Source organism: Pseudomonas sp. GW821-FHT12A04 (genome assembly GCF_058807755.1).
In genome coordinates this window covers 156,038-168,648 of the sequence record NZ_JBXAQZ010000012.1, presented here as the reverse complement: position 1 = coordinate 168,648, position 12,611 = coordinate 156,038, and the positions used below count along the sequence as shown (strand labels likewise).

Annotated in this window: 10 protein-coding genes; 3 read left to right on the top strand and 7 right to left on the bottom strand. The window is 62.0% G+C overall.

Annotation, left to right across the window (positions count from 1 at the left end; genetic code table 11):
- Positions 1-5: 5 nt before the first annotated feature.
- The gene (locus AC1RS8_RS19810; protein ID WP_489339269.1) at positions 6-779 is read right to left on the bottom strand and encodes a DUF2076 domain-containing protein; all 774 of its coding nucleotides are present in this window, start codon (positions 777-779) and stop codon (positions 6-8) included.
- 178 nt (positions 780-957) lie between these two features.
- Between AC1RS8_RS19810 and AC1RS8_RS19805 the strand changes: the two genes are divergently transcribed.
- Positions 958-1,632, top strand: coding sequence for a YciC family protein (locus AC1RS8_RS19805; protein WP_489339270.1), 675 nt, complete (start codon positions 958-960; stop codon positions 1,630-1,632).
- Between the two features lie 66 nt (positions 1,633-1,698).
- Positions 1,699-2,778, top strand: coding sequence for an endonuclease/exonuclease/phosphatase family protein (locus AC1RS8_RS19800; RefSeq protein WP_489339271.1), 1,080 nt, complete (start codon positions 1,699-1,701; stop codon positions 2,776-2,778).
- 144 nt (positions 2,779-2,922) lie between these two features.
- Here AC1RS8_RS19800 and AC1RS8_RS19795 read toward each other — a convergent pair whose 3' ends face one another.
- From AC1RS8_RS19795 to AC1RS8_RS19775, 5 genes are all read right to left on the bottom strand, one after another.
- On the bottom strand, positions 2,923-3,756 hold the full coding sequence (locus tag AC1RS8_RS19795; protein WP_090451570.1) for an ABC transporter ATP-binding protein: 834 nt from the start codon (positions 3,754-3,756) through the stop codon (positions 2,923-2,925).
- Positions 3,744-4,547: an ABC transporter permease gene (locus tag AC1RS8_RS19790; RefSeq protein ID WP_007990681.1), complete on the bottom strand. Its 804-nt coding sequence runs from the start codon at positions 4,545-4,547 to the stop codon at positions 3,744-3,746. The genes AC1RS8_RS19795 and AC1RS8_RS19790 overlap by 13 nt, the downstream gene beginning before the upstream one ends.
- Positions 4,548-4,555: 8 nt before the next feature.
- Positions 4,556-5,542, bottom strand: a complete 987-nt coding sequence (locus AC1RS8_RS19785; RefSeq protein WP_057713182.1) for an ABC transporter substrate-binding protein — start codon at positions 5,540-5,542, stop codon at positions 4,556-4,558.
- Between the two features lie 390 nt (positions 5,543-5,932).
- Positions 5,933-7,303, bottom strand: coding sequence for an aspartate aminotransferase family protein (locus AC1RS8_RS19780; RefSeq protein ID WP_057713181.1), 1,371 nt, complete (start codon positions 7,301-7,303; stop codon positions 5,933-5,935).
- A 21-nt stretch (positions 7,304-7,324) separates the two neighbouring features.
- Positions 7,325-8,815, bottom strand: coding sequence for an aldehyde dehydrogenase (locus AC1RS8_RS19775; RefSeq protein WP_489339272.1), 1,491 nt, complete (start codon positions 8,813-8,815; stop codon positions 7,325-7,327).
- A 227-nt stretch (positions 8,816-9,042) separates the two neighbouring features.
- On the opposite strand from AC1RS8_RS19775, the gene AC1RS8_RS19770 reads away from it, so the two are divergent.
- Entirely contained in the window at positions 9,043-9,963 is a 921-nt protein-coding gene (locus tag AC1RS8_RS19770) for a LysR family transcriptional regulator (protein ID WP_057713179.1), read from the top strand.
- A 128-nt stretch (positions 9,964-10,091) separates the two neighbouring features.
- Here the strand turns inward: AC1RS8_RS19770 and hrpB are convergent, their stop codons facing one another.
- Positions 10,092-12,608 carry an ATP-dependent helicase HrpB gene (hrpB, locus tag AC1RS8_RS19765; RefSeq protein ID WP_489339273.1) on the bottom strand — a complete coding sequence of 839 codons (2,517 nt, stop codon included), beginning with the start codon at positions 12,606-12,608 and terminating at the stop codon, positions 10,092-10,094.
- Between the last annotated feature and the right edge of the window lie 3 nt (positions 12,609-12,611).

Below are 12,611 nucleotides of genomic sequence, written 5' to 3'. Positions count from 1 at the left end.
GCGTATCAGACGAAAGAATCGTCGTCGCCGCCGAATAACGAGTCATCGCTGTAGTCAGCGTCGCTGAACCCGCCCTGATCGTTGCTGTAGGAGTCGTTACCGGCCATGCGCTGGTCATCGCCCCAGCCATTGTTGCCTTGGTCGTTGACCTGGGCCGGCTGTTCCTTGATGACTTCCACGACTTCAGGTTGCTGATTGTGATGGAACAGGCTGCTGATGCCTTGTGCCAGCATCACGCCACCCGCCACGCCTGCGGCGGTTTTCAGCGCACCACCGAGGAAACTGCTGCCGGCCGCTGCCGGAGCCTGTTGCTGTGGTGCATAGCCCTGCTGGGGAAAGTTCTGCGGCGCGCCGAAGTTCTGCTGTGGCGGTTGCGAACCGAACGACGAGCGTCCCGGCTCGCGCCAGCCACCGCTCGAGGGTGGTGAGCTCTGGATGGGTGCAGGCTGTGGCTCACGAGAGTTGCCGCCAAAGATGCTCGACAAAAAGCCACCGCTGCTCGGCGCTGGAGCCGGGGTCGCCTGGGCCTTGGCCTGTTGCAGTTCGGCCTGCAACTGCTGGACTTGCTGGGTCAGTTGCCTGTTCTGTTCATCGAGGCTCTTGATCGCCGCCTCTTGCACCAGAATCGCCTGGGTCATGAAATAACCTGCCGCGGGCTGGCGCGTCAGGTGTTCCTTGATCCGCGCCTCGGCCTGGGCGTCGCGCGGGGCTGAGTCCGTTTCGGCCTGCTGCAGCCGGGAAAACAGTCCATCGATCAGGGTTTGTTCTTCGCTGTTCATGGCGACCTCGTAGATTGCCGGGAAAATCGTTGCCTTTATCCAATGAGGATAAGGTGCCCGACCTTAATGGAGGCTGAAACAAGATGTTTCAATGACATTTACCGAACGTTTACGTTTGCGTCTACGAGCGCTTGATCGGTTAAAGTGAGCCACTGCTTCCAACCTGCGATACCCACTGATGAATCCGTTAGATGTCCTGCGTGACTCCCTGTATTTCTTCAAGCGCAATCTGGGCCAGATCGTGCAGCTGTGCCTGCCGCTGGTGATGCTTGAGGCGCTGCTGCAACAAGTGGTCGACCACTCCACCGAGCCGGACAGTTTCCCCGGCATCAGCGTGATAGTCGGCTTGCTGGTGTACCCGCTGTACACCGCTGCGCTGATCCTGTTTCTCGACGCCCGCAGCCGCGGCGAGTCGCCGCGCAACCGCGACCTGCTGGCGATGGCGGCGAGCCTGTGGCCACGCTTCGCCCTGCTGACCGCGCTCAATACCGTGCTGATTCTGCTGGGCCTGTCGCTGTATTTCCTGCCGGGTATCTACCTGATGGTGACCCTGGCGTTTGGCGAATACCTGCTGGTGTTGCGCGGCCTGGCGCCACTGGCGGCCATGAAGGAAAGCCTGCGCATGACCCAAGGGCATTTCTTGCGCATCCTGCTGTGCATTCTGTGTGTGATGGGGCCGTTGTGGCTGCTCAAAGGCGTGACGCTGGCAGCGTACCCCGAACCTCAGAACCCGGTGGTATCCGTGCTGATCGACAGCGCCCACAGTTTCCTGCAGCTGTTTACCAGCGTGGTGCTGTTCCGACTGTTCATGCTGATCAACCCGTTGCCTGAAAGAAATGACAACTCGCTCTGACCTTGGGCGCGCCCCTCGCTCTCGGGTATGCTCGGGAACAATCCTGTAACGCTAATAAGCCGAGCCATGACCCGTCTACTGCGCTACATCCTGCCGGGCCTGCTGATCGTGATCGGCCTGATCGCCGCGATGATCTACAGCCTGACCTGGCGCCCCGACGCCAAAGAAGTGTTGCCCGTCAGTTGCAGTGCCCAGGCCCCCTCCCTGGTCCCCGGGCAGGCGTTGAAGGTGATGACCTGGAACGTCCAGTACCTGGCCGGCAAGCGCTACGTATTCTGGAATGACCTGGCCGCGGGCACCGACGAACGTCCCACAGCGGAAGACATGGCTTTCAGCCTTGACGAAGTGGCGCGGGTGATTCGCGACGAACAACCGGACATCGTGCTGTTGCAGGAACTGGACGACGGCGCCAAGGCCAGCGATTACCAGCACCAGTTCAAGCTGCTGCAAGAGCGGCTCGCCGACTTGTATCCGTGTGGCACCAGCGCGTTCGACTGGAAGGCCGACTTCGTGCCGAATCCGCACATCTTCGGCAGTGTCGGCCGGCAACTGGCAACCCTGAGCCGTTACCGGATCGAACATGCCGAACGGCTGCAACTGCCAGTTGCCTCGGGCAATCCGGTCAGCCGCCAATTCAAACCCAGAAACGCCTTGCTGGTGAGCTACTTGCCATTGAGTGATGGCGGGCAAATAGCGGTGCTCAATACCCATCTGGAGCGCGCCAATCGAGCCGACAACACCTTGAAAAACCAGGTGAACGCCGTGGCCAGAGCCCTCGATAAACTCGAAAGCCGTGGCACGCCGTGGTTGATCGGTGGGGATTTCAACTTGTTGCCGCTGGGCCAGTATCGGCGCCTGCCCGATGCACAACGCGCGCCCTACTCCGCCGACAGCCTGTTGCACCTGCTGTGGGACAAGTACCCGATGATCCCGACCAACAACGAAGCCAGTGGTATCGACCGCGAGCGCTGGCTGACCCACTACCCGAACGATCCCGGACTGAACGGCCCGGACCGGACCGTCGACTACCTGTTCTACAGCCCGCGGATCAAACGGGTGGAGGCGATGGTGCGGCAGGACGATACATTGCGCATCTCCGATCACCTGCCGGTGATTGCGCGGTTTCTGTTGCCGGTTGCGCCCTGATACCTCACTCCAGCCAAACACAAAACCTGTGGGAGCGAGCTTGCTCGCGATGGCGTCGTGTCAGTCGACATCAATGCTGAATGACAAATCGCAATCGCGAGCAAGCTCGCTCCCACAGGGATGGTGCACGAGCTGGAATCGGGTTTAATGCACCTCTTCCAGATCATCATGCAGCAGCCCGAAGATCTCGCGTTTCATCTCGATGAACGAGCGCTCCATGACCATGTCCAGGTTGCGTGGACGCTCGATCGGCACATCCAGAATCTGCTTGATCCGCCCCGGCCTGGCACCCATCACATACACCCGGTCGCCCAGCAGAATCGCCTCGTCGATGTCGTGGGTCACGAACAACACAGTCTTCTTGCTGTTGCCCCACACCCGCAGCAACAACTGCTGCATTTGCAGGCGCGTCTGGCTGTCGAGAGCCCCGAAGGGTTCGTCCATCAGCAGGATCTGCGGGTCATTGGCCAGTGCGCGGGCAATGGCGACACGTTGCATCATCCCGCCGGACAACTGCTTGGCGTAGTTGTCGGCAAAGCCGCTCAGGCCCACTTCATTGACGTAGTAGTCGACGATGTCCTTGCGTTGCGCCGCCGGCATGCCACGCCGCTTGAGGCCGAACTCGACGTTCTGGCGCACCGTCAGCCACGGGAACAGCGTGTAGCTCTGGAACACCATGCCGCGGTCCGCGCCGGGGCCTTCGACCTGCTGGCCGCCAACGTAAATCTCGCCCGAGGTCGGTTCGGCCAGGCCGGCGGTGAGATACAGCAGGCTCGACTTGCCGCAACCGGAAGGCCCCACCAGTACGGCAAATTGCTGGTCCGGCACTTCGAACGACACTTCCTCCAACGCGGTAAAGGTACCGCCATCGGGTTTCTTGTAACTCAGGCTGACCTTGTCCACCTTCAGCCGGGGGGCGTTCACCGGGGCAGCCTGAGGGGCGACAAAACGATGAGTGGCGGCGGTTACTGAGCCCATGCGGTGATCCTCAGACGTAGGAAACGGAACAGTTGATCGGTGACCAGGCCCAGCAGGCCGATGATCGCGATGGCGAGGAAAATCACATCCACCTGGAAGCCACGCATGGCCTTGAGGCTCAGGTAACCCAAGCCACTGGATGCGGCCACCAGTTCAGCCACCACCAGATAAGTCCAGGCCCAGCCCATGGTCACCCGCAGGGTGTCGAGCACGCCCGGCAAAGACGCCGGGGCAATCACATGCAGCACCGCGTCACGACGGTTAGAGCCAAGGGTGTAGGAGGCGTTGATCAGGTCCTTGGAGATGCCTTTGGACACGTCCGCGATCATCACCAGTTGCTGGAAGAACACGCCGAAAATGATCACCGACACCCGCTGCTCCAGACCGATGCCGATCCACAGGATGAACAACGGCACGAACGAGGTCACCGGCAGGTAGCGAATGAAATTCACCAGCGGCTCAAGGAAGGCCTGGACGATGCGAAAGCTGCCCATCAACAAGCCCAGGGGCACCGCCACCAGGGACGACACGATGAAACCGACCATCACCACTTCGACACTGGCCCACACATGTTGGCCAAGGGTGCCGTCGCGGCCTAACCGCACGGCGGCCTCGACCACCGCGCCTGGCGTCGGCAGGAACATGCCCGGCACCACGCCGCCGTAGGACAACCCGGCCCACAGGCCGACCAACAGCACCCAGGCCAGGCCGCTCGCGCTCCAGATCACCGAGACCGGTAATCCGGTCTTGGGCGTGATGCAGCGGCTCAGCCATGAATTGCGCTTGAACATGCAGCCTCCTAGAGCGGGGTGACGAAACGGTTGTCGATCAGGTCGTCATTGCTGACGTTGTAGGGCTTGCCTTGCAGCTCGCTGGCGGTCTCGTTGGCCAGCTTGATCAGCGGTGCGCTGTCACCCGGTTTACCCGGCGAGCCCAGCAGTTTTTCGCTCATGGCCTGATCGTAGAAACGCACGCCCTGTGCGGCCGCTTCCATTTCCTTCGGATCGGCCAGGTAACCGCCGACACCCTTGGCCATGATTTTGTAGGCTTCCTGTGGATGATCCTTGGTGTACTGCACAGCTTTGTACAAACCGGCCACCAGGGCCTTGACGTCTTCCGGCTGTTTTTCGATCACGCTGCAGTTCAGTGCGACCACATCGACGATCACCCCCGGTGTGCTGCTGCTGTCGATCAGCACCTTGCCCTGCTTCTTGTCGCGAACCATCGACAGGTGCGGCTCCCAGGTCACGGCGGCCGGTACGCGACCGGCGATGAACGCGGTGGCGGCGTCGTCGGCCGTCATGTTCTGCACGGTGATGTCGCTCATGCTCATGCCGTGTTTTTTCAGCAGATAGGACAGCCAGAACTGCGAGGTCGAACCTTCGTTGACCGCAACGGCCTTGCCCTTGAGTTCCTGCAGGCTCTTGACGTCCTTGCCCACCAGCACACCGTCGCCACCATGGCTGTCGTCCAGCGCGGCCACGGCCTTGAAGCAGAATTGCGGACGGTACTTGAGCACCTCGTCGATGGTCGACGCCGAGCCGGACAACTCGCCGGAAGCTTGTGCGGCCATGTACATCGCCGCTTCCTCGACCACCGGCAATTCGACGGTCAAACCGTTTTCCTTGAAGTAGCCAAGGTCCTTGGCCAGGTACAGGGTGCCGTAGCCGACCCAAGTGGTATGACCGATGGACAGGGTGCCGGCCTGGGCGCTGGTGGCGACCGTCGCGGCGATGGCGGTGACCGCCAGTGGATGGGCAACGCGGGTAAGCAAGGACTTGATCATGGAGCACTCCCAAAGCTGTTGATTTAGTTTTGTCATGGGCAGTACGGCGAGCCCTGAATCGGCTGCAACCTGTGGTCTCTCGGGGACCCTTCGGCGGGCAGCATTCGGTGGGCTGGCGAGATCGATGTTGGCCCAAGGGCGGGATTAGGAAAATGAGGAAATATGTGGATGCGAACGATGAAAAAACTCGTTAGCGCGCACCGCGAAAGGGCGCTGTGGGCGGGGATGCACAGGGTGAGAGCAAGACTTGGGAAATGTGTTGTTTGAGCAATAGCTATCGCGAGCAAGCTCGCTCCCACAGGGTTTGTGCCAGCCGCAATATTTGGGCATTACACATAACCTGTGGGAGCGGGCTTGCCCGCGAAGAGGCCCGCAAGAACGCTACAAATGTCAGAGCCGGCCGTACTCCTGCGCCGTACGATCCACTGCTTTCAAGGTCTTGGCGATCAGCTCATCAATCTCTTCACGGCTGGCAATCAACGCCGGCGCCATGATCATCCGGCCCAAGGTCGAGCGAATGATCACGCCCTCTTCAAAACCGATCGTACGGCAGCGCCACGCAATGTCGTTCTCATTGGCAAAACGCTTGCGGCTGGTTTTGTCTTCGGCCAGTTGCAGCGCCGCAACCATGCCGGTGCCCTGGATGTCACCCACCAGCGGGTGCTTGCCGAACACTTCGCGCAGACACTGCTGCAGGTACGGGCCGATGTCATCCTTGACCCGCGTCACCACGCCTTCATCGCGCAGGGCCTTGAGGTTGGCAATCGCCACAGCCGCCGCCACCGGGTGCCCGGAATAGGTCAGGCCGTGGGCAAACACACCGCCCTGCTCCACCAGCACCGAGGCCATTTTCTTCGACAGGATCAAGCCGCCCATGGGGATGTAGCCCGAGGTCAGGCCCTTGGCGATGGACAGGGTGTCCGGCTCGAACCCGAAGTACTCGTGGGCGAACCATTCGCCGGTGCGACCGAAGCCGCCGATCACCTCATCGGCGCACAGCAGCACATCGTACTTGCGGCAGATGCGCTGGATTTCCGGCCAGTAGCTTTCCGGCGGGAAGATCATACCGCCGGCGCCCTGGAACGGTTCGGCGATAAAGCCTGCGACCTTGTCAGCACCCAGTTCGAGGATCTTCGCTTCCAGTTGCTGCGCCGCGCGCAGACCGAATTCGGCCGGGGTCAGGTTGCCTTCGTGGGCGAAGAAGTACGGCTCGTCGATATGCTCGATGTCCGGAATCATGCCGCCCATTTCGTGCATGAACTTCATGCCGCCCAGCGCCGTCGCGGCCAGGGTCGAACCGTGGTAACCGTTCCAGCGACCGATCATGATTTTCTTCTCGGGCTTGCCGAGCACCTGCCAGTAACGACGCACCGTGCGGATCAACACCTCGTTGGCTTCAGAGCCTGAGTTGGTGTAGATCGCGTGGCTGTAGTGAGCCGGCAGCAGGCTGAACAGCAGCTCGGACAGCTCGATCACCTGCGGGTGGGTGGTGTGGAAAAACATGTTGTAGTACGGCAGCTGTTCCAGCTGCCGGCTCGCCGCGGCGGCCAGGTCCTTGCGCCCGTAACCGAGGTTGGTGCACCACAACCCGGACATGCCGTCGAGGTAACGCCGGCCATCGTTGTCCCACAGGTGCAGGCGCTCGCCACGGACCATCACCCGTGGCCCCTCATCGTTGAGGGCTTTCTGATCGACGAACGCATGGATGTGGTGCGCAGCGTCGGCGGCCTGGTAGTCGCGGGTATCACGTGGTGTGGTCATCGCCAGTTCTCCGTTTTGTTATCAGCGCAATTGAAACCAGGTGGTCTTCAACTGGGTGTATTTATCGAATGAATGCAGGGACAGGTCGCGGCCGAAACCCGACTGCTTGCCACCGCCAAAAGGCACGGTCACGTCCAGCGCATCGACGCTGTTGACCGACACCGTACCGGCCCGCAATTGTCGCGCCACACGGTGGGCGCGGTTGAGGTCGTCGGTCCACAGCGAAGCCGCCAGACCGTAGACACTGTCGTTGGCCAATTGCAAGGCGTGGGCCTCGTCGTCGAACGCCGTGACGGCCAGAACCGGGCCGAATACTTCATCGCGAAACAGCGGCATGTCCGGCGTCACGCCGGTGAAAATCGTCGGCTGGATGAAGTTGTCCGAGCCGTTGAAGATCGACTGCCGACCGCCACAGATCCTGGTCGCGCCTTGCTGTTCGGCCTGCTGGATGAACTTCATGATGCCCGCGGTCTGACGGCTGTCGACGATAGCCCCGGCAGCGCTCGACGGGTCCAGCGGATCGCCCGGCAACCAGCGTTCAGCCTGGGCTTTGAGGCGCTCGACAAACTCGTCATGGATCGAGCGCTGCACCAGCAACCGCGAATTGGCCGAGCAGACTTCGCCCTGATTGAAGAAGATACCAAACGCGGCTTTCTCGGCCGCCAGATCCAGATCCTGACAATCGGCGAACACCAGGTTGGCGCTCTTGCCGCCGCACTCAAGCCACACCTGCTTGAGGTTCGACTGGGCCGAGTACTGCATGAAATATTTGCCGACCTCGGTGGAGCCGGTGAACACCAGGCAATCGACATCCGGGTGCAGACCGAGGGCCTTGCCGGTCTGCTCGCCGAGCCCCGGCAGCACGTTCAGCACACCCGCAGGTACACCGGCTTCCAGCGCCAGCTCAGCCAGGCGCAGGGCAGAAAACGGCGACTGTTCGGCAGGCTTGAGGATCACGGAGTTACCGGCGGCCAGGGCCGGGGCGAGCTTCCACGCCGCCATGTCCAGAGGGAAATTCCACGGCACCACCGCAGCCACCACGCCCAAGGCTTCGCGAGTAATGGTTGCCAGCACGTTCTGCGCACTCGGCGCGACCTGATCGTAGAGTTTGTCGAGGCTTTCGGCGTACCAGCGGAACACTCCCGCGGCACCCGGCACGTCGATGTTGTAGGCATCCGCGACGGGCTTGCCCATGTTCAGCGAGTCGAGCAGCGCCAGTTCTTCACGGTTTTCGAGGATCAAATCGGCCAGGCGCAACAGTACTTGCTTGCGTTCGGTCGGTGAGCGCGCAGCCCAGGTGCCTGCCTCGAAAACCTGCCGCGCATTGTGTACCGCCGAGTTCACGTCTTCTTCGCCGCAGGCGGCAACGTTGGCCAGGCATTGGCCGGTGGCGGGGTTGATCGCGGCGAAAGTCTGCCCCGACTGCGCCGGGCGGCGCTGGCCGTCGATCACGGCCTGGTCGGGAAACCGCAGGGAAGCGGCCTTGCGTTGCCAATACTCAAGCTCGAACACGTTCAGATGCTCCAGAGGACATTCTTGTGTATTGGATAGTCGCTCAGGCCCAAGCAGTGGAAAACCAGTAAAAATGTGTTCGCAGGCCAAGAAAAAACTACGTAGCCGATCTCCCTTCTGGCGCAGCATGTGGTTATTGTTCAACCACAACAAATCGCTACCCGAGCGGATAGGGGTGGCGCGCAAATTGCCAGGATGCCTGATCCGTTCTCCCCCCGAGGTTCGCTGTGGCTGCCTACAATCTGCGTCAACTGAAATACTTCATCACCACCGTCGAGTGCGGCAGCGTGGCCGAGGCCTCGCGCAAGCTGTACATCGCCCAGCCCTCGATCTCCACGGCCATCAAAGGGCTGGAAGACAGCTTCGGCGTGCAATTGCTGATTCGTCACCATGCACAGGGCGTGTCATTGACCCCCAGTGGTGCACGCTTCTACCGCAAGGCCCAGGAACTGCTGCGCATGGCCAAGGAGTTCGAACAGAACGCCCTGGCCGACAACGATGTGGTCTCCGGGCAGATCGATATCGGCTGCTTCGAAACCGTTGCACCGCTGTACCTGCCGCAATTGATCGCCGGATTTTCGGCGTTGTACCCCGGGGTGGAAATCCGCATCCGCGACGGCGAGCAACAAGAGCTGGTGCAGGGCCTGACCTCCGGCGCTTTCGACCTGGCGATCCTTTACGAGCACGATCTGGACGGCACCATCGAGACCGAACCGCTGATGCCGGCGCAACGACCTTACGCGCTGCTGCCCGCCGATCACCGTTTTGCCCAGCAGGCGCAGGTGTCACTGCGGGACCTGTGCCTGGAGCCAATGATTCTTCTGGACGTGCAGCCGAGTCGGACCTACTTCGTCAGCCTGTTCGATGAGCTGGGCCTGACGCCACGCATCGCCTTCAGCTCGCCATCGATCGAGATGGTGCGGGGCATGGTTGGCCAGGGGTTCGGGTTCTCGATCCTGGTGACCAAACCGCATTCGGAGTGCACCTACGACGGGCAGAAAGTGGTGTGCGTGGACATCGCCGAAGACGTCACCGGTTCAGGGCTCGTGGCGGCATGGCTCAAGCGTGGGCAACTGACCAAACCGGCGCAGTTGTTTGCGGACTACTGCCGCGAACAGCTCACCGCCAAATCCGAAAGATCGCAGTAACTTCATGTGGCGAGGGGGCTTGCCCCCGCTGGGTCGCGCAGCGGCCCTAACTCTTCATCTGAAAAGCAGGGCCTGCTGCGCAGTCCAACGGGGGCAAGCCCCCTCGCCACAGAGTCCGGTGTTAACCGTTATTTACGGGGTTTGATCCGCGCAGTCGCCTCGGCCACCAGCGGATCATCCGGCCAGTAATGCTTCGGATAGCGCCCCTTCAAATCCTTCTTCACTTCGGCGTAGGTGCTGCGCCAGAAGTTGGCCAGGTCCTGAGTCACCTGCACCGGCCGCCGCGCCGGGGACAACAGATGCAGTTTGACCACCTGCCGCCCCCCGGCAATGCGCGGGGTCTCGGCCAGTCCGAACAGTTCCTGCAAGCGCACCGCGAGAATCGGCGGCTGTTCGCTGTAATCCAGACGAATCGACGAGCCTGACGGCACGCTCAAATGATGGGGCGCCAGCTCGTCCAAGCGTTGTGGCAGCGGCCACGGCAGCAGGTTGTGGACGATGCTCGACAGATCCAGGTTGGCGAAGTGACTGAGCCGCGAAACCTTGCCCAGATACGGCATCAGCCAGTGCTCCAAACTCTTGAGCAATGCCACGTCGCTGACATCCGGCCATTCGCTTTCGCCCTTGCTGGCCAAGTCCAGTTGCCGCAACAAGGCGACCCGCGCCTGCCACTGACGCAACTCCGGGGTCCACGGCAACAACTCCAGCCCTTTGCGCCGCACCAGGTTGACCAGCGCCTGGCTGCGGGCGGTTTCATCGAGACCGGTCAGCGGTTCACGACTGAGGATCAGTTCACCAACCTTGCGCTGACGCTCGGCCCGCAGTACGCCTTCACGTTCATCCCAATCCAGTTGATCGACGCAGCGAACCTGCTCGGCCAGCACTGAATCGAAGAGTGCCGGATCGAAATCCGTCGCCAGATAAATCCGCTCTTCACGCTGGCCCTGGCGACTGCCCAGATCGGCGATCACCAGCCACGGCTGCTTCATCAGGCTATCGGCCTCGGCGAACAGTGCGGCACGTCCGTTGGCCAAGCGATATTCCGCACCACCGGCGCGCCGTTGCTGAGCGACCCGGTCGGGATAGGCCAGCGCCAGCAATGCGCCGAGCCAGCGCGGGTGATCTGGATCGCTGACCGGCTCCGCTGCTTTGCCCCGTAGGTAACCACGATACTGCCGCGCCAGTTGCCGTGCGCGCTGCACCCCACCCTGGGCACCCCGTGCGGCGCGTTCTTCGCCAGACAGCAATACCAGTCGGCTGTGCAAGTCCGCCCCGGCGCCGCGCAAGATATCGCGCTCGCCGAGCAGTGCCGCGACGTCGCAGGCCATGTCCGCCAGTCCCAGCGCCTGGCCGCGCAACAGCAAATGCGCGATGCGCGGATGCGCCGGCAGTTCGGCCATGGCCTGACCATGACGGGTCAGCGTTTCGCCATCCAACGCTCCGAGGCGTTCCAGCAAATCTTGAGCCTGTGCATAGGCGGCGGCAGGCGGCACGTCGAGCCACACCAACTGTTCGGGTTTTACGCCCCAACGTCCCAGTTGCAAGGCCAGCCCGGCGAGGTCCGCCGAAAGGATTTCCGCACTGCCATAGGCCGCCAGTTGCTCGTGCTGATCCTGGGACCACAAGCGATAACACACGCCCGGCTCCAGGCGCCCGGCCCGGCCCGCGCGCTGGGTGGCGCTGGCCTTGGAAATGCGCTGGGTGTCGAGACGGGTCATGCCGCTGCCGGGGTCGAAACGCGGCACCCTAGCCAGCCCGGCATCGATCACCACGCGCACGCCATTGATGGTCAGGCTGGTTTCGGCGATGTTGGTGGCCAGCACCACTTTGCGCTTGCCCGCCGGTGCCGGATCGATGGCTGCCCGTTGCGCGGCGAGGTCCAGTTCACCGTGCAATGGGCACAGTAGAACCTGAGTGTTTTCGCCCAAGGCATCGGCCAGTTGCTGATGCACACGTCGGATTTCCGCCTGCCCCGGCAGGAACACCAACACACTGCCGGTTTCGTCGTTCAAGGCTTCAAGAATGGTTTGTACCAAGCGCGGCTCGATGAATTCACCGGACTGGAACGGTCGGCCCCAGCGCATCGCCACCGGGAACATGCGCCCTTCGCTGCGCAGGATCGGCGCGTCGTCGAGCAACCCGGCCAAGCGTTCGCCTTCGAGCGTGGCGGACATCAAGAGGATTTTCAGCGGCTGATCGTCACGGAACAGCTCCCGGCCATTGAGGCTCAGGGCCAGGGCCAGATCCGCGTCGAGGCTGCGTTCGTGAAATTCGTCGAAGATCACCAGGCCCACGCCCTCAAGCGCCGGGTCGTCCTGCAAACGCCGGGTGAGGATGCCTTCGGTGACCACTTCAATGCGGGTGTTGGGACCGACCTTGCTGTCGAGCCGAATGCGATAACCTACGGTTTCGCCGACCTTCTCCCCCAGCTCACTGGCCAGCCGTTCAGCCGCTGCGCGCGCGGCCAACCGACGGGGTTCGAGCATCAGGATGGTCTGGCCGGCCAGCCACGGTTCGTTTAGCAAGGCCAAAGGCACGCGGGTGGTTTTACCGGCGCCGGGCGGCGCTTCGAGCACGGCTTCGTGGCGTGTAGCGAGGGCTTCACGCAGGGCGGGTAAAACTTCATCGATCGGCAAAGAAATCATGCT